The sequence below is a fragment of the Vibrio sp. 10N.286.48.F5 genome (assembly GCF_041469785.1).
GTDB classification, from domain to species: domain Bacteria; phylum Pseudomonadota; class Gammaproteobacteria; order Enterobacterales; family Vibrionaceae; genus Vibrio; species Vibrio crassostreae_C.
This window is the reverse complement of the sequence record NZ_JBFRLG010000007.1, coordinates 102,383-120,251: the sequence shown is the minus strand read 5'-3', so window position 1 is coordinate 120,251 and position 17,869 is coordinate 102,383. Positions and strand designations below refer to the sequence as shown.

The 17,869-nt window shown below is 46.2% G+C and carries 19 protein-coding genes; all 19 read left to right on the top strand.

What is annotated here, in order from left to right; all coding sequences use genetic code 11:
- Nucleotide 1 precedes the first annotated feature (1 nt).
- The 19 genes from AB4185_RS07420 (at nucleotide 2) to fliR (ending at nucleotide 17,862) form a co-directional block, all read left to right on the top strand.
- The gene (locus AB4185_RS07420) at nucleotides 2–307 is read left to right on the top strand and encodes a flagellar protein FliT (protein WP_372135260.1); all 306 of its coding nucleotides are present in this window, start codon (nucleotides 2–4) and stop codon (nucleotides 305–307) included.
- A gap of 12 nt (nucleotides 308–319) precedes the next feature.
- Entirely contained in the window at nucleotides 320–730 is a 411-nt protein-coding gene (gene fliS, locus AB4185_RS07415) for a flagellar export chaperone FliS (protein WP_004736194.1), read from the top strand.
- 228 nt (nucleotides 731–958) lie between these two features.
- Nucleotides 959–2,425, top strand: coding sequence for a sigma-54 dependent transcriptional regulator (locus AB4185_RS07410; RefSeq protein ID WP_017064122.1), 1,467 nt, complete (start codon nucleotides 959–961; stop codon nucleotides 2,423–2,425).
- Nucleotides 2,426–2,609: 184 nt separating this feature from the next.
- Entirely contained in the window at nucleotides 2,610–3,650 is a 1,041-nt protein-coding gene (locus AB4185_RS07405; RefSeq protein WP_372135258.1) for a PAS domain-containing sensor histidine kinase, read from the top strand.
- Between the two features lie 33 nt (nucleotides 3,651–3,683).
- Entirely contained in the window at nucleotides 3,684–5,093 is a 1,410-nt protein-coding gene (locus AB4185_RS07400) for a sigma-54 dependent transcriptional regulator (protein WP_017060685.1), read from the top strand.
- A gap of 132 nt (nucleotides 5,094–5,225) precedes the next feature.
- Complete coding sequence (gene fliE, locus AB4185_RS07395) at nucleotides 5,226–5,537, top strand: flagellar hook-basal body complex protein FliE (RefSeq protein ID WP_372135256.1); 312 nt, start codon at nucleotides 5,226–5,228, stop codon at nucleotides 5,535–5,537.
- A 16-nt stretch (nucleotides 5,538–5,553) separates the two neighbouring features.
- Nucleotides 5,554–7,296 carry a flagellar basal-body MS-ring/collar protein FliF gene (fliF, locus tag AB4185_RS07390; protein ID WP_229647688.1) on the top strand — a complete coding sequence of 581 codons (1,743 nt, stop codon included), beginning with the start codon at nucleotides 5,554–5,556 and terminating at the stop codon, nucleotides 7,294–7,296.
- Nucleotides 7,289–8,350 carry a flagellar motor switch protein FliG gene (gene fliG / locus AB4185_RS07385; RefSeq protein ID WP_017060682.1) on the top strand — a complete coding sequence of 354 codons (1,062 nt, stop codon included), beginning with the start codon at nucleotides 7,289–7,291 and terminating at the stop codon, nucleotides 8,348–8,350. Before fliF ends, fliG begins: the two co-directional genes overlap by 8 nt.
- Before the next feature lie 124 nt (nucleotides 8,351–8,474).
- A complete protein-coding gene (fliH, locus tag AB4185_RS07380) occupies nucleotides 8,475–9,275 on the top strand; it encodes a flagellar assembly protein FliH (RefSeq protein ID WP_017060681.1) in 801 nt (266 codons plus the stop codon).
- Nucleotides 9,275–10,594, top strand: coding sequence for a flagellar protein export ATPase FliI (gene fliI, locus AB4185_RS07375; protein ID WP_017060680.1), 1,320 nt, complete (start codon nucleotides 9,275–9,277; stop codon nucleotides 10,592–10,594). The genes fliH and fliI overlap by 1 nt, the downstream gene beginning before the upstream one ends.
- A gap of 19 nt (nucleotides 10,595–10,613) precedes the next feature.
- Nucleotides 10,614–11,051: a flagellar export protein FliJ gene (gene fliJ / locus AB4185_RS07370; RefSeq protein ID WP_017060679.1), complete on the top strand. Its 438-nt coding sequence runs from the start codon at nucleotides 10,614–10,616 to the stop codon at nucleotides 11,049–11,051.
- 182 nt (nucleotides 11,052–11,233) lie between these two features.
- Nucleotides 11,234–13,363: a flagellar hook-length control protein FliK gene (locus tag AB4185_RS07365; protein WP_372135254.1), complete on the top strand. Its 2,130-nt coding sequence runs from the start codon at nucleotides 11,234–11,236 to the stop codon at nucleotides 13,361–13,363.
- 90 nt (nucleotides 13,364–13,453) lie between these two features.
- Nucleotides 13,454–13,942, top strand: a complete 489-nt coding sequence (fliL, locus tag AB4185_RS07360) for a flagellar basal body-associated protein FliL (RefSeq protein ID WP_017064118.1) — start codon at nucleotides 13,454–13,456, stop codon at nucleotides 13,940–13,942.
- 7 nt (nucleotides 13,943–13,949) lie between these two features.
- Complete coding sequence (gene fliM, locus AB4185_RS07355) at nucleotides 13,950–14,996, top strand: flagellar motor switch protein FliM (RefSeq protein ID WP_017060676.1); 1,047 nt, start codon at nucleotides 13,950–13,952, stop codon at nucleotides 14,994–14,996.
- Between the two features lie 29 nt (nucleotides 14,997–15,025).
- Nucleotides 15,026–15,436 carry a flagellar motor switch protein FliN gene (gene fliN / locus AB4185_RS07350; RefSeq protein WP_004739851.1) on the top strand — a complete coding sequence of 137 codons (411 nt, stop codon included), beginning with the start codon at nucleotides 15,026–15,028 and terminating at the stop codon, nucleotides 15,434–15,436.
- Nucleotides 15,436–15,876 carry a flagellar biosynthetic protein FliO gene (gene fliO, locus AB4185_RS07345; protein WP_017060675.1) on the top strand — a complete coding sequence of 147 codons (441 nt, stop codon included), beginning with the start codon at nucleotides 15,436–15,438 and terminating at the stop codon, nucleotides 15,874–15,876. The genes fliN and fliO overlap by 1 nt, the downstream gene beginning before the upstream one ends.
- Complete coding sequence (gene fliP, locus AB4185_RS07340) at nucleotides 15,863–16,792, top strand: flagellar type III secretion system pore protein FliP (protein ID WP_017064117.1); 930 nt, start codon at nucleotides 15,863–15,865, stop codon at nucleotides 16,790–16,792. Before fliO ends, fliP begins: the two co-directional genes overlap by 14 nt.
- Before the next feature lie 11 nt (nucleotides 16,793–16,803).
- Complete coding sequence (gene fliQ, locus AB4185_RS07335) at nucleotides 16,804–17,073, top strand: flagellar biosynthesis protein FliQ (RefSeq protein ID WP_029235191.1); 270 nt, start codon at nucleotides 16,804–16,806, stop codon at nucleotides 17,071–17,073.
- A gap of 6 nt (nucleotides 17,074–17,079) precedes the next feature.
- The gene (fliR, locus tag AB4185_RS07330) at nucleotides 17,080–17,862 is read left to right on the top strand and encodes a flagellar biosynthetic protein FliR (RefSeq protein WP_372135251.1); all 783 of its coding nucleotides are present in this window, start codon (nucleotides 17,080–17,082) and stop codon (nucleotides 17,860–17,862) included.
- The last annotated feature ends 7 nt before the right edge of the window (nucleotides 17,863–17,869 follow it).

Genomic DNA, 17,869 nt, shown 5'->3' with positions numbered 1-17,869 from the left:
GATGAATAGCCAGCTACAAGAGCTTTGTGAACTCGATCAACTAATTATCTCTAAACTGGAATTTAGTGAAATTAATGCTGAAGAAATAACGCAGCTTGTCGATAACAGAGAACAGTTATTGCAAAACGTGCTTCAAATAATCGACTCACATCCCGACGTTAAGCAAAGTTCTGAATGGTTTGAAGCCATTATCAGAACCAGAAAATTAGTCGAATTGATGCAGTCTGAGACGAGTCGAGTAGGTAAGGCCCTACACAAATATCGTCACGGTGCTAAATCAGTTCAACAATACAAAAAGTTTTTATAGAAGAGGTTTACTATGCGCGGTTCTTTACAGGCATATAAAAAGGTATCAGTGGATAGTCAGCTAACGGCTGCCTCACCGCATAAGATTGTACAGATGCTAATGGCAGGTGCTATCGAGCGTTTGATTCAAGGCAAAGCGGCAATGCAAGCAGGCAACATCCCAGTGAAAGGTGAGCGACTTGGTAAGGCTCTAGATATCATTATTAGCCTACGTAGTTGCCTATCTATGGACGATGGTGGCGATATTGCGAAAAACCTAGATCAACTTTATGAGTTCATGATCACGCAAATTTCTGCGGCAAATCACAAAAATGACCCACAGCCTATTGATGATGTTATCGATATTATTCGCGAAATTAAGAGCGCTTGGGACCAAATTCCGAACGAATATCACAACTTGACGTCCGCTGACGTAGGTATTTAAAGAAAAATTGCAGTTTTAACCAATCTCATATCCCTTAATTGGTTGGTTGCCTTATTTTTTTAATCAAATAAAATAGAAGCCATTAGATAGCCTAATGGCTTTTTTCGTTGCTGATTTCCTAAATTTGTCCACGTAGACCATAATCATTGATACTTTTCTCTGTTTTATCGATTACGTCGCTCACCGTTTTTCTGCATCGCACCAAAATAAAGGCAATAATTCCTACTTATGCAAGGTTTGGCAAAACTGCTTGTCGTCGACGATAACGCTCAAGATCGTCACAATTTAAGCACAATATTAGAGTTTGTAGGAGAGAGCTGCGAAGTAATCAGCTCTGAACAAGCACGTAAAGTTGACTGGTCACTACAGTGGGCCGGCTGCATTATTGGTACCATTAAAGGTAAAGGCTTCAACGCATTACTGAATGAGAAGCTTGTTCACGCCAATCACATCCCTTTACTGGTGATTGGCAAAAACAATCACCCGGTTGACGAGTTGACTAACTATGTTGGTGAGCTTGAACTTCCTCTTAACTACCCGCAATTAAGTGATGCATTAAGACACTGTAAAGACTTCTTAGGCCGCAAAGGTGTTCAAGTTGTGTCTTCGGCACGCAAGAACACCCTGTTTCGCAGCCTAGTAGGACAAAGTGCTGGCATTCAAGAAGTACGTCACTTAATTGAACAAGTCTCTTCTACGGAAGCGAACGTGCTGATTCTTGGTGAATCTGGTACAGGCAAAGAAGTTGTAGCGCGTAACATTCACTATCACTCTAAACGTCGTTCAGGGCCTTTTGTTCCTGTAAACTGTGGCGCGATTCCACCTGATTTGCTTGAAAGTGAACTGTTTGGTCATGAGAAGGGCGCATTTACTGGGGCGATTACCGCACGTAAAGGCCGTTTTGAATTGGCTGAAGGTGGCACACTGTTTCTTGATGAAATTGGCGATATGCCGATGGCGATGCAAGTTAAGCTGCTACGAGTACTGCAAGAGCGATGCTTTGAGCGTGTAGGTGGCAATAGCACCATACAAGCTGATGTTAGAGTGATTGCGGCAACCCACCGCAACCTTGAAGATATGATCGACGATGATTCGTTCCGTGAAGATCTTTACTACCGCTTAAATGTATTCCCGATTGAAATGCCGGCGCTTCAAGATCGTAAAGAAGATATTCCACTGTTGCTTCAAGAGCTGATGACTCGAATGGAAGCGGAAGGCAGCATGCCTATCTGTTTCACGGCTCGTGCTATCAACTCTTTGATGGAGCATTACTGGCCAGGTAACGTTCGTGAACTAGCGAACCTGGTTGAACGAATGGTTATCTTGTATCCAAACAGCTTGGTTGATGTGAATCACCTGCCAACTAAATATCGATACAGCGATATCCCTGAGTTCCAGCCAGAGTTTAATAGCTTTGGATCTGAAGAGGAGCAAGAGCGTGATGCACTTGCTGACTTATTCTCAGAAGATTTCAGTTTTGATCAGCAAGATGATATTGCCGACAATGCTAATGCGCCTCAAGAGTTACCGCCAGAAGGGGTTAACTTGAAAGAGCTACTCGCGGATATGGAAGTGAATATGATCAATCAAGCGTTGGAAGCGCAGGGCGGCATTGTTGCTCGTGCTGCTGACATGCTTGGAATGCGTAGAACCACTCTGGTTGAAAAAATGCGTAAATATAACTTGCAGCGATAGTGTCCAGTTTTCGATGAAAACGAAAAACTAGCACACACTTTTTAGCTATTTGGTAACTCTAGCTAAGTGAACAGATAAACCATAGTCGAGTTGTTGCTTGCTTAACTATGTGATAAATATAGCAAATAGCCTGACTCGTGTTGTACGTCTCAGGCTGTTTTAGTATTTGAGGCAAATTTTTGACATGCGCGTATCTAACGAACCAGAAAATCAATCACACCTAGATTCTGTTGAACAGCAGGTTGAGCGCTATAAGCAAGTACTCGACGTGATGCCAGCAGGGGTTATCTTGTTAGATACACACGGCGAAGTGAGAGAAGCGAACCCTGAAGCGCATCGTATTCTTGGTGTTGAGTTGGTTGGCGAGAAGTGGTTTTCAGTGATTCAAAGTGCCTTTGACCCAAAAGACGATGACGGTCATGAGATCTCATTGAAGAACGGGCGAAAAGTGCGTTTGGCGATTTCAGCCTCTACCACGGGTCAGCTGATTTTGATTACCGATCTGACCGAGACCCGACTATTGCAGTCTCGCGTGAGTGATCTTCAGCGTTTGTCTTCATTAGGTAGAATGGTGGCCTCGCTTGCCCATCAAGTGCGAACGCCGCTTTCAAGTGCGATGCTGTATGCATCAAACCTTGCCGCGCCAAATCTGCCGCCGGCAACAAAAACGCGTTTTCAATCTAAGCTTATGGATAGATTGCATGACTTAGAGAAGCAAGTCAACGACATGCTGTTGTTTGCCAAAGGTGGTGACAACAAAGTGGTTAAGCCATTTACTGTGGCTGAATTGATCACTGAATTTCACCCTATGGTGGAAGCGGCATTGAAAACTAACCAGATTGATTATTGCCAAGAAGTTGAGGGCGAACAGACTCAAATGTTCGGCAACGCCAATGCTATCGCCTCAGCGTTAAGCAACCTAGTGTTGAACGCGGTTCAAATTGCGGGTAAGGAATCGCAGGTCGATGTGTTTTTTAGGCCCGTAAATGGCGAGCTTAAGATATCAGTGCAAGACAGTGGCCCCGGCGTACCGAAAGAGCTTCAAGGTAAAATAATGGAACCCTTCTTTACCACTCGTTCACAAGGTACAGGTCTAGGCTTAGCGGTTGTACAAATGGTATGTCGAGCACATGAAGGCCGACTGGAATTGATATCAGAAGAAGGCGACGGCGCATGCTTTACCATGTGTCTACCGCTTGAAAGAAGTGCTTCTTCTGAAGACTAATAAGTTTTAACTGAATTTACACTGGAGAATCCTATGGCTCAAAGTAAAGTGTTAATCGTCGAAGATGATGAAGGTCTACGCGAAGCCCTTGTCGACACACTCGCGCTTGCTGGCTATGAATGGCTGGAAGCGGATTGTGCGGAAGATGCTCTGGTCAAATTAAAATCGAACTCCGTTGATATTGTCGTATCTGACGTGCAGATGGCGGGCATGGGTGGCTTGGCACTATTGAGAAACATTAAGCAGCATTGGCCAAATTTGCCGGTATTGCTAATGACAGCGTACGCCAACATCGAAGATGCCGTTGCTGCAATGAAAGAGGGCGCTATCGACTATATGGCAAAGCCATTTGCGCCAGAAGTGCTGCTCAACATGGTCAGCCGTTATGCGCCTGTAAAGTCGGATGACAATGGTGACGCTATCGTTGCTGATGAAAAAAGTATCAAGCTAATGATGCTGGCTGATAAAGTTGCGAAAACCGATGCCAACGTCATGGTGTTGGGCCCGAGTGGTTCTGGTAAAGAGGTGATGTCTCGCTACATTCACAATGCTTCTAGCCGAAAAGATGGCCCGTTTGTCGCGATTAACTGCGCGGCGATCCCAGACAACATGTTAGAAGCGACCCTGTTTGGTTATGAAAAAGGCGCATTTACTGGCGCTATTCAAGCTTGCCCGGGGAAATTCGAGCAAGCGCAGGGCGGTACAATTCTGTTGGATGAGATCAGTGAAATGGATCTTAGCCTACAAGCCAAACTACTGCGTGTTTTGCAAGAGCGCGAAGTTGAGCGATTAGGTAGTCGTAAGAGCATCAAATTGGATGTTCGTGTATTAGCGACCAGTAACCGAGACCTTAAACAGTATGTTTCTGAAGGGAATTTCCGTGAGGATTTATACTACCGCCTGAATGTATTCCCAATTTCTTGGCCTCCATTGTGCGAGCGTAAAGGCGATATTGAGCCTTTAGCCAAGCACTTAGTTGAGCGCCACTGCACCAAACTTGGTATGCCTGTACCCGTTATGTCAGCACAAGCGATCAGCAAACTCGTCAATTATCCGTGGCCGGGCAATGTTCGCGAATTAGACAATGTGGTACAGCGTGCGCTAATATTGAGCGAACAAGAGAACATCTCTGGTGAGCATATCCTTCTTGAAGGTGTCGATTGGCAAGACGCAAGCAGCCTACAACAAATCGTCGAAGGCAGTGACGTAGCTGCGCCAGAAATTAAGCCTATTGCCGAAGCAAACCCAATCAATAAAATCGCGGCTAGCAGCGAAGGGTTAGGTAATGAGCTTAGAGATCAAGAGTATGCGATCATTCTTGAAACCCTGATTGCATGTAATGGCCGACGCAAAGATATGGCTGAAAAACTGGGCATTAGCCCTCGTACACTGCGTTACAAGTTGGCTAAAATGCGCGATGCTGGAATAGATATCCCAAACTGAGGATAGATTAGTAGTGTCAGCTTTCTGACTAGTGTAATACGATATCTAGTCAATTAAATGTGTGGCACGCTAATTGCTCTGTCAATAATATAGCTAAATAGATGGTCATAATTTTGACTCCTGAGGTAGTAGATGAGAATAGATGGTTTACAAGGCGAAATGCAGGCAATGATGGTCGAAGCTGCCAGCGTGCGTCCCGCAGCAACGGGGCAAGCGGTCGGTGCAGATTTTGGCAACATGCTGACTAATGCCATCAATAATGTGAACTCATTACAAAAGACCTCAGGTGATCTTCAAGCTCGTTTTGATAGTGGCGACCAAAGCGTATCCCTATCGGACGTGATGATTGCTCGTAATAAATCTAGTGTGGCTTTTGAGGCGACGATCCAAATTAGAAATAAATTGGTCGAATCGTACAAAGAGCTGATGAATATGCCGGTATAAGTTGGGTAGTTAAATAGTGGCAGATAATAGTCAAACAACAGATTTAACCGTAAGCGATAGCAACGACCACGCACTGATTGCAGGCTCTGAGCTAGACGGAGAAGGGCAAAATCCCGATCTAGGTGAACGCAGTTCATCGAAGTTCGATATGGCTGTCGGTGATCTTGATTTACTTCGTCAGGTCGTCTTAGTCCTTTCTATCTCTATCTGTGTAGCGCTGATTGTGATGCTGTTTTTCTGGGTAAAAGAGCCAGAAATGCGTCCATTAGGGGCTTACGAAACAGAAGAATTGATCCCCGTTCTTGATTACTTAGATCTGCAAAAGATCGATTACACGCTTGAAGGCAATACCATCTCAGTACCGGCGAGTGAGTACAACTCATTAAAGCTTAATATGGTACGAGCGGGTTTGAATCAAGAGCGAAACGCGGGTGATGACATCCTCATGCAAGACATGGGTTTTGGTGTATCACAACGTTTAGAACAAGAACGCCTTAAATTAAGCCGCGAAAGACAACTTGCCAAAGCCATTGAGCAGATGAAACAGGTGCGTAAAGCTCAGGTTTTATTGGCCCTGCCGAAGCAGAGTGTTTTTGTACGTCATAATCAAGAAGCCTCTGCTTCTGTATTCCTAACTCTAAAAACAGGTACTAACCTCAAGCAGCAAGAAATTGATTCTGTTGTGGATATGGTGGCAAGTGCCGTTCCGGGAATGAAAACCTCACGTATTACGGTGACCGATCAGCATGGCCGATTGTTGAGCTCAGGCTCTCAAGACCCTATGTCAGCGGCGCGTCGTAAAGAACACGAGTTAGAGCGCAATCAAGAACAAGCGCTGCGTGAAAAAATTGACTCCATCCTGATTCCTATTCTTGGGTTTGGTAACTACACCGCTCAGGTTGATATCCAGCTCGATTTCAGTGCTGTGGAGCAAACCAGAAAACGTTTTGATCCGAATACACCGGCGACTCGAAGTGAATACACCTTAGAAGATTACAACAATGGAAATACGGTGGCGGGTATTCCGGGTGCGTTGAGTAACCAGCCTCCAGCGGATGCCTCAATTCCACAAGATGTGGCTCAGATGAAAGACGGCGCGATGACAGGTCAAGGCTCTGTTCACAAAGAAGCGACTCGAAACTTTGAGCTAGACACCACCATCAGTCATGAACGTAAACAGAGCGGCACGGTTAATCGTCAGACGGTTTCTGTTGCGATCAAAGACCGCCAATCCTTGAACCCAGATACGGGTGAAGTGGTTCATACGCCAATCCCGGCGAGCGAAATCAATGCGATTCGCCAAGTACTGATTGGTACGGTGGGCTTTGATGAAACTCGTGGTGATTTGCTCAACGTATTAAGCATGCAGTTTGCACCTCAAGTAACAGATGTTGTTGCTGATGTGCCAATCTGGGAGCATCCAAACTTCAATGATTGGGTTCGTTGGTTTGCAAGTGCCTTGGTTATCATTGTGGTGGTGTTGGTACTTGTTCGCCCTGCAATGAAGAAACTGCTTAACCCAGCAGCAGACAACGATGAACAGATGTACGGACCTGATGGCATGCCAATTGGTGCCGACGGCGAAACCAGCTTAATTGGTGGTGATATTGAAGGTGGTGAGCTGTTTGAATTTGGTTCAAGTATCGACTTACCAAACCTTCATAAAGACGAGGACGTGCTGAAAGCAGTACGTGCACTTGTAGCGAATGAACCAGAGCTAGCAGCTCAAGTAGTTAAGAATTGGATGGTAGATGGCTAACGAAATAGTTCCACAACAAACTGAAGGCGGTGAAGTGCTTGATGTCTCTAGCGTGGATATCGGCTCTATCTCAGGCGATGAGCGCGCTGCGATCTTGTTGCTCAGTTTAAATGAAGAAGATGCTGCTGGTATTATTCGTCACCTAGAGCCAAAGCAGGTTCAGCGTGTGGGTAGTGCGATGGCGCGAGCTACAGACCTATCCCAAGAGAAAGTAGGCGCTGTGCACCGTGCTTTCTTAGATGATATTCAGAAGTACACCAACATTGGTATGGGCAGCGAAGACTTCATGCGTAATGCGTTAGTTGCTGCTCTGGGTGAAGACAAGGCGAATAACCTTGTTGACCAAATCCTTCTCGGCACAGGTTCGAAAGGTTTGGATTCGCTTAAGTGGATGGATCCTCGTCAGGTGGCGAGCATTATCATCAACGAGCACCCTCAAATTCAAACTATTGTGTTGTCGTACCTCGATGCCGATCAATCGGCTGAGATCCTGTCTCAGTTCCCAGAGCGAGTTCGTCTGGATCTGATGATGCGTATTGCCAACCTTGAAGAAGTTCAACCTTCGGCGCTTGCTGAACTGAATGAAATCATGGAGAAACAGTTCGCGGGTCAAGCGGGTGCTCAAGCAGCCAAAATTGGTGGCCTGAAAGCCGCGGCTGAGATCATGAACTACATGGACAACAACGTGGAAGGCGTCTTGATGGATCAAATCCGTGACCAAGACGAAGACATGGCAACACAGATTCAAGATCTGATGTTTGTTTTTGAAAACCTTATTGAAGTTGATGACCAAGGTGTTCAACGACTACTACGTGATGTTCCACAAGATATTCTACAGAAAGCACTTAAAGGTGCAGATGAAGGTCTACGTGAGAAGATCTTCAAGAACATGTCTAAACGTGCTGCCGATATGATGAGAGACGATATTGAGGCGATGCCGCCAGTCAAAGTCTCTGATGTTGAAGCGGCTCAGAAAGAGATTTTGGGTATCGCGAGGAAGATGGCAGACAGTGGCGAAATTATGCTGTCTGGTGGCGCCGACGAGTTCCTTTAATACAGAAATCTCAAAAGCCCCACACTGTTGGGGCTTTTCTTTATCCAATCTCGAACCACAGATTAACTCAGTTTAACTGCTTGAATTCACAATACAGTTAAGCCACTCATAGATAGGTACTGATATGTCAGGTGATAGAAAACGCGGCTTCCTTCGCCCTGAAGAAGATAATACGGTTGCCCAACCTCAGAAATGGGGGCTGCCTGACTACACCTCTGACGTGAGCAAACAAGCCAAAGAAACCGCTTTTAACTACGACCCTAGTTGGATGCCAACGGTTGAAGAAGCCATTGAAGATGAAGAGCTGGTTCTGACTGAAGAGCAAATCGAGCTGATTAAACAAGGCGCTTATCAGGAAGGGCTGCATCAAGGCCAAGAGGCGGGCTTTAAGCAAGGCTATGAAAAAGGCAAAGAAGAAGGTTTTGCTGCCGGTCACGAAGAAGGCAACGAAGCCGGCAAGCTTGAAGGCGTAACCGCGGGTCAAGAGTACATTCAACAGCAGGTGGCCGTCTTCATGGGGCTGGCAAACCAGTTCGCTCAACCATTAGAGTTGATGAACGCTCAGGTGGAGAAGCAATTGGTCGACATGGTGCTTACCATGGTCAAAGAAGTGGTTCATGTTGAAGTGCAAACCAACCCACAAATCATATTAGATACCGTTAAAGAATCGGTAGAGTCGTTGCCGATTTCTGGTCACGCAATCACATTGAAACTCAATCCGGAAGATGTGGCGATCATTCGCTCTGCGTATGGCGAGACTGAATTGGACTGCCGTAATTGGACGCTGGTCGCAGAGCCAGCACTCAACCGTGGTGATGTACAAATTGAAGCGGGTGAGTCGAGCGTTAACTACCGCATGGAAGATCGTGTAAAGAACGTTATTCAAAATTTCTGCGGCGCAAATCGTCACCAAGGTCATGAGTAATGCTTGAGTTAGCGAATCGTCTCAGTCAGTACAAAGTCGAGGGGCTAAAATCGCGACCAATTGCCTCTGGTAAATTAGTACGCGTTGTTGGCTTAACGCTTGAAGCGACCGGCTGTAAAGCGCCAATCGGCAGTTTGTGTTTAGTCGAAACCATGTCTGGTCAGATGGAAGCCGAAGTCGTCGGTTTCTCTGGCGATAACCTATTTTTGATGCCGAGTGAGCAAATCACCGGGATCTTACCTGGCGCTCGCGTCACGCCAATGACTACCGAAAGTGGTATCCCTGTTGGAATGGAACTGCTCGGTCGAGTGATCGACGGCGTAGGTAATCCACTCGACGGTTTAGGTCCAATCTATACAGAGCAACGCGCTTCATTTAATGCGGAGCCAATCAACCCGTTAGCTCGTAAACCGATTTCTGAACCACTCGATGTCGGCTTGAAAGCCATTAATGGTTTGCTAACCGTGGGTAAAGGGCAACGTATCGGTCTGTTTGCTGGCTCTGGTGTCGGTAAATCCGTAACTCTGGGCATGATGACTCGAGGCACAACTGCGCAAGTAGTGGTCGTAGGCCTAATCGGTGAGCGTGGACGAGAAGTTAAAGAATTTATTGAAGAGATTCTTGGTGAAGATGGCCGTAAGCGTTCGGTTGTTGTTGCCGCTCCTGCCGACTCATCACCATTGATGCGCTTAAAAGGCTGTCAAACCGCGTTGGCTGTCGCCGAGTACTTCCGCGACCAAGGCTTAGATGTTCTGCTACTCATGGATTCATTGACCCGTTTTGCTCAAGCTCAGCGTGAAATTGCTCTGTCTGTGGGTGAGCCGCCAGCAACCAAGGGCTATCCGCCATCAGTCTTCGCTAAGCTTCCTGCGCTGGTGGAACGAGCAGGTAACGGCAATGATGAACAAGGTTCTATCACGGCTTTCTTTACCGTGTTAACCGAAGGCGATGACTTACAAGATCCGATTGCGGATGCGTCGCGAGCAATTCTCGATGGTCACGTTGTGTTATCTCGTGAGATGGCCGATGCCGGTCACTACCCAGCGATTGACGTTGAGAAATCCGTCAGTCGTGTTATGCCGCAAATCACCACTGAAGAACATGTCTTGATGTCGAAAGCGGTAAGGCAAGTGCTGTCTATCTGCCGTAAAAACCAAGATTTGGTGTCGATTGGTGCTTACAAGCCAGGAACGGATCCAGCAATCGATAGTGCCTTCACGTTGAAACCAAAACTGGATGAGTACTTGCAGCAGAAGATGAAAGAGACCGTCCCATACGACATGTGCGTCAACATGTTGAAACATGTATTGGGTGGCTAACGGGTGAATAAGGTTAGTCATGGATAACGCATTAGAATTTTTGCTCGATCAAGCCAAAGATCAAGAGAACCAAGCGGTACTTGCGCTCAACAAAGCGAACTCTGAGCTGCAAGGCTACTATGAGCAGGTTGCGCAGATTGAAAAGTATCGACTGGATTACTGTCAGCAGCTCGTTGACCGCGGCAAGGCAGGCTTAACGGCGAGCCAATATGGTCACTTGAACCGCTTCTTAACTCAGTTGGATGAAACATTATCCAAACAGAGAGAAGCCGAGCACCACTTTAAAAATCAAGTCGACAACTGCCAAAGCTACTGGATGGAGTTACGCAAAAAACGTAAATCCTACGAGTGGTTGATGGAGAAAAAGCAGAAAGAGAAAGCAAAGCTGCAAGATCGAAGAGAACAAAAGCAAATGGATGAGTTTTCGACTCTGTTATACAGCCGAAAGAAGATGTGATCCTAAGCCACGAATGACGTCAGTGCTGTTCTCTATATTGTGAAAACCGAACTTATAGGCATGTTTCTTGCTCCGTTTTATATAAAATTGCGCGTTATGCCCACCAAAGGCATGAAAAGCATCCGACTTTCTTTTTGTTGCCTGATTCATGGCAGCAAAGCTAGTAGATAGAGCTTGTATATATGAATGTTAGTCTTTCCTCAAATTCAGCGACCAACAAAATGTCATCGTTGTTGGACACCGGTTCTGCCTCTTCCAAGGTAGAAGAAACCGGCGACTCTAAAGGTTTCTTTGAGTCCTTTAAAGAAGCGCTCGGCTTTGAAGAAAGTGACAGTAAAGTCGCAGCAAAAGACACAGAAAGCACTGCGAAACCTGATACTAAACAGACATCTACCGAAGGTGAAGCGTCAGCCGAAGCGAACAAAGGTGATTCCGCTGAATCAAAGGCTACTGACGAAGTGAGCGAAGCGCAAAGCAAGCAAGCAGCTTCAGAAGTAGAAGGCGAGAAAGCTGCTGATAAAACATCAGCAGAGGCTGCGTCTGGATCTGAGGCTCAGCTCAAAGCCAATTCGGGCACTGATAGCACTGTCGCTGATAAGACTGTTGCAGATAAGGCAGATGGTAAAGATGCGCAGGATACGACTAACGAATCTAAAGAACATATTGCTCAATCCCAAACTCAGGGTCCATCAGCGGTAGATGGTGCTACGCAGGCATCGCAAGCCAATGCAGCGATGAGCGAAGGCAATAAATTGCTTGGTCAATTGGATGAGGCAAACAAAACCCTAAATCAAGCGCCAAACGGCAAAGGCTTGCCTCAGCAAGGTCAGGTAGAACAAGCCCAAGGTAATATCACCGGTGCTTCTGTTGCAGGAGTTTCCGTTACGGATAAGGCGACACAACAAGCTAAGGCTGCAAATCAGGAGAAGAGCCTTGAAGTCGATTCTGAAATCGCTGTACTTACCGGAGGTAAGGGTGTTTCTCAGCTAACTGATACTGAAATTCGACAGTTGATGGATAAAGGCGTCACTCCAGAACAAATTGAAGCCAGTATGAGCCGAGAGCTGAGCCAAAAGAATGCAGCTAGTGCGGTTGCTGCCGAGCAGAGCCAAGCATTGTCAGCCGTGGATATTGAACTGGCAAAGCAAGTAGATGCCCATACCAAAGCGCTAAACCAATTGAATGGACAAATCGAATCAGAGCAGTCTGTTGTCGATAGCTTGCTTGATAAGCAACAAAGTGGCGCTAAGTTGACGGTTGATGAGCAAGCCGCTTTGGCTAAAGCGACCTCTAACCTAGACCTGTTGAATCAACAGCTCGCTAACGTTCAACAACAAGTAACAGCTTTGCTAAGTCAAGCTCCGGCTGCGAACAGTGCGTCTGGTGAACCCACTGCTATCGATTGGGATAATACGGATTCAAGCGAAACTAAAGCCTTAGCTGCGGCAGCATCAACAGCAGCTGTAGCGACGGCTACACAACAAGTGTCAGCGCAGGCCGCTTCTCAATCAGCAAACAATGCTCTTACGGACAAGGCGGCAATGCTGCACGCCAATAATGCACATGCAGCCCAACAGGCCGCAGCTCAACAAGCTAATGTGGCTTCACCTCAGCAGCAAGCAACGTTGGATCCAGCTTTAACCGCGCAAGGAATGGCGATGAATGCAACGCCAGCTGCCACAAAAGCAGGCTCGACTGATACGCTTCTTAAAGCGGGCGCCGGTGCAGCAGCACTGTCTGGTTTGGGTAAAGCGGGTGATAAAGAAGATTCTAAAGATTCGACCTTTGCTCAGCAGATCGCTTCTGCGGCTGGTGCACAAGGTACGGCAACGGTGGGTTCAGCACCTACGCGAGCTGAAATTCAAGCTGCTCAACAAGCGCCCTTACAGCTCACCAAAGAGCTAGCCAATGAGCAAGTGGCTGAAAAAGTACAAATGATGATGTCTAAGAACCTTAAGAACTTGGACATTCGTCTCGACCCACCAGAATTGGGCCAAATGAAAATCCGCATGACCATGAATAATGACGTGGCAAACGTGCACTTTACGGTGAGTAATCAGCAAGCGAGAGATGTGATTGAACAAACCTTACCTCGCTTGAGAGAGATGCTTGCTCAGCAAGGTCTGCAGCTTGCCGATTCGTCTGTTCAACAACAGAACTCCGGTCAGGGACAAGATAGATACAACAATGGTGAGCAACAATCCGGCGCTAACCGCACAAATGATACGCAAGGTGATGAAAACCTTGATAGTGGCAGCAATCTTGAATTGAATGTCGCATCAAAGCGTGATGGAATTAGTTATTATGCCTAATATCAGGCTAAGAACGCTTGGTTAATAGAAAAAACCAGTTAATAAAAAGAACCATCAGTTAATCGCAAGAACAGGAAGTTAGAGTAAGATATGGCCGCAGAACAAGATGCACCTAAAGGGAAGAGCAAGCTCCTTATAATTATTATTGCCGTAGTTGTGTTACTGCTTGGTATAGGTGGTGCGCTGTACTTTTTCTTAGGTTCTGACGATAGCGCCTCTGAATCTCAGTCTCAGCCAGCAACGGCTGTGGTCGCTGCAGAGCCGGTTATGTATGTTAATATTCCTCAGCCCTTCTTGTTTAATGTGACAGGTGACAAAAAAGATCGCCTAGTTCAGATAAAAGCACAGCTCATGGTACGTGGCAGTAAGAATGAAGACCTGGCTCGTTACCACTCTCCACTTGTAGAAAGTACGCTACTGGCCACGTTCGCTTCGGCAACGGTTGATCAATTGCGCTCACCAACAGGCCGCGTGGAACTGCGTAATAAGGCAACAGAAGATATTAAAGCAAGCCTGGCTCAAGCTGTTGGCCAGCCTGTGATTGAAAAAGTGTTATTCACTGACTTCGTAATTCAATAGGTAATTTGTGACCGATTTATTAAGCCAAGACGAAATTGATGCGCTGTTACATGGCGTTGATGATGTTGAAGAAGTTGAAGATGTCTTAGAAACCGAAAATGACAATGCAGTCAATTTCGACTTCTCATCTCAAGATCGAATCGTCCGTGGTCGAATGCCGACCCTTGAACTTATTAACGAGCGCTTCGCACGCCATATGCGTATCAGCTTGTTTAATATGTTACGTAAAACGGCTGAAGTGTCGATCAACGGCGTACAGATGATGAAGTTTGGTGAGTACCAAAACACATTGTATGTACCCACCAGTTTAAACATGGTTCGTTTCCGTCCATTGAAAGGTACGGCACTCATCACCATGGAAGCTCGTCTGGTTTTCATTCTCGTAGAGAACTTTTTTGGCGGTGATGGTCGTTTCCACGCCAAGATTGAAGGTCGTGAATTCACGCCTACTGAAAGACGAATCATTCAGTTACTGCTGAAAATTGTTTTTGAAGATTACAAAGAAGCTTGGTCGCCAGTGATGGGGGTTGAGTTTGAATACTTGGATTCCGAAGTGAACCCAAGTATGGCGAACATTGTGAGCCCAACCGAAGTGATTGTTGTGAGTTCGTTCCACATTGAAGTGGATGGCGGTGGTGGTGACTTCCACGTTGTCATGCCTTACTCCATGGTTGAGCCGATCCGTGAACTGCTTGATGCGGGTGTTCAATCAGACAAGATGGAAACCGATGTTCGTTGGAGTACCGCACTGCGTGATGAGATCATGGATGTGCCCGTCAATTTCCGCGTGAATTTGCTAGAGCAAGATATTTCCCTTCGTGATCTGATGGAGCTGCGCCCTGGTGATGTTATCCCAATGAACATGCCTGAGCACGCAACCATGTTTGTCGAAGAACTGCCGACTTATCGTGTGAAAATGGGCCGTTCTGGTGAGAAGCTTGCAGTACAGATTTCGGAAAAAATTCAAAGACCACATGTGGTTAAAACTGATCTCGCTTTTCTAGGTAAAGACTTATTGTCTGAGCTCGAAAACAGTGATGATGACGACGAATAGTAAAATAGATAAAAGTATAGGAATTGGTAATGGAACCTAGTGAAGATCAAAAGCTAGCAGACGAATGGGCTGCAGCACTTGGTGAAGATCCTTCAGCGCCGTCAATTGATGTTGATGATGTGCTTGCGGCACCACTTGATGAGCTAACCGATTCATCATCTCCGATTTCTGAAGATGAGCGTCGTAAGCTGGATACCATTATGGATATTCCAGTGACTATTTCGATGGAAGTTGGTCGCTCTCAGATCAGTATCCGTAATTTACTTCAGTTGAACCAAGGTTCGGTTGTTGAGCTAGATAGAATTGCTGGTGAGTCACTGGATGTGATGGTAAACGGTACCTTGATTGCTCATGGTGAAGTGGTTGTGGTGAACGACAAGTTTGGTATTCGTTTGACTGACGTTATTAGCCAAACAGAACGAATTAAGAAGCTGCGTTAATGAGCTTTTTGTCTCAAAGACTTGCGGGCTCTTTTCTCGGAATGACAGGTTTGTTACGAGGAATCTTGGGAGTAGGGCTATTAACGGCTCCTTCCATTGCCTTTGCAGCAACACCGCCTTCTCTCGATTTAGCGACCACCTTTGGGTCGCTAATTTTCGTTATAGCCTTCATTTTATTTATTGCTTGGCTACTCAAGCGAATGCAAGTACCTGCGATGTCGAATCAACAAGGTTTGGCGATTGTTAGGCAAATCCCTGTTGGTACTAAAGAGCGTATCGCTATTGTGCAAGCGGGTGATGAACAGTTCTTGGTAGGGATTACCACACAATCGATTCAGCTGATCTCTAAGCTCGATAAACCTCTTACTCAGGAGATGCTGGAAAAAAGTACATTTTCAAGTCAGCTTTCCCAGCTAATAAAAAAAGATGCAAACAAGTAACGGACTTTTGAACTCCTCTTACTTTCACCAAGCCGGAGCTTTCCGAGCGGTGAAAGTGTGGTTGGTTCAGCTTATTCTCCTATGCTCAATCGTATTCAGTGTGTCGGTATTTGCACAAGCTGAAGACGGCACCGTCATTCCTGCGAATACCGCTGGCTCGGAATCGGTCACTATCAGCACGATGGAACAAGACCAAGCCAAATCGACAACCATGACCACGGGCAGCTTGACTGGCAATGGTGGCGGCATACCTGCCTTTACCATGACAACCAATGCCAATGGCGGTGAAGACTACTCGATTAACCTGCAAATTCTCGCGTTAATGACCATGCTTGGCTTCTTGCCGGCGATGGTGATTTTGATGACATCGTTCACTCGTATTGTGGTTGTGATGTCTATCTTGCGTCAGGCGATGGGTCTACAACAAACACCGTCTAACCAAGTCATTATTGGTATCGCGATATTCTTGACCTTCTTCATCATGTCGCCAGTGATTAATCAAGTTAACGAACAAGCAGTTCAGCCTTATCTTAATGAACAGATATCGGCACGACAGGCATTTGATGTTGCCCAAAAACCGATTAAATCCTTCATGCTCAAGCAGACTCGAATCAAAGATCTTGAAACCTTTGTTGAGATTTCTGGCGCGGAAGTGACTAACCCTGAAGATGTTTCGATGGCGGTTCTGATTCCAGCATTTATCACATCGGAATTAAAAACGGCTTTCCAAATCGGATTTATGCTGTTCTTGCCTTTCCTAATCATCGACTTGGTGGTGGCATCGGTATTGATGGCTATGGGTATGATGATGTTGTCACCGATGATTGTATCGCTGCCGTTTAAGTTGATGCTGTTTGTTCTTGTTGATGGCTGGAACTTGATACTCTCCACACTCGCCGGCAGTTTTGCCTTGTAGCTGGGGGAATAATGAATCCTGAAATATTCGTAGAGTTGTTCCGAGATGCCCTTTGGATGGTATTAATCATGGTTTGCGCCATCATTATTCCTAGCCTGCTGATCGGTTTGGTTGTGGCTGTTTTCCAAGCTGCGACCTCAATCAACGAACAAACCCTGAGTTTCCTGCCGCGTTTGATCGTAACTTTGTTGGCGTTGATGCTATTCGCACACTGGATGACCCAGATGATGATGGAGTTCTTTTTTGAGCTCATCGAACGCTTGCCGCAAGTTCTGTATTAAACCGATATGGAATACCCAACGAGCCTTGTACTAGAGTGGTTAGCCAATTATTTTTGGCCATACACTCGCATCTCAGCGATGCTGATGGTGATGACGGTAACAGGGGCACGCTTCGTGTCGCCGCGTATTCGTCTGTATTTAGGCTTGGCGATCACTTTTGCGGTGATGCCTGCGATTCCGGCCGTTCCCAAAGAGATTGAACTTCTGTCCTTTCAAGGCTTCCTGACTGTCTTCGAGCAAATTGTGATTGGCGTGGCCATGGGTTTTGTTACCCAGTTCATGATTCAAACCTTTGTTATGCTGGGTCAGATCCTCGGTATGCAATCGAGCTTGGGTTTTGCATCAATGGTCGACCCGGCTAACGGGCAAAATACGCCGGTACTTGGTCAGCTGTTCATGCTGCTAGCGACCATGTTTTTTTTGGCGACCGATGGTCACTTGAAAATGCTGCAGCTGGTGGTGTTTAGTTTTAAGACCTTGCCGATTGGCAGTGGCTCTCTAACCTCTGTGGATTTTCGAGAGCTCGCGTTGTGGCTCGGCATCATGTTCAAAACGGCATTAGCGATGTCATTGTCGGGGATTATTGCGCTGCTAACGATTAACCTTTCTTTTGGTGTAATGACGCGTGCGGCACCTCAATTAAACATCTTTTCTTTGGGTTTTGCATTTGCGCTACTTGTGGGTCTGTTACTTTGTTGGTATACCCTTGGCGGCTTGTATAGTCACTATGAGCTATTCTGGATGCAGGGCGAACAACAGATATGTCGTCTAATCCGGTTAGATTGCTAGGAGACTG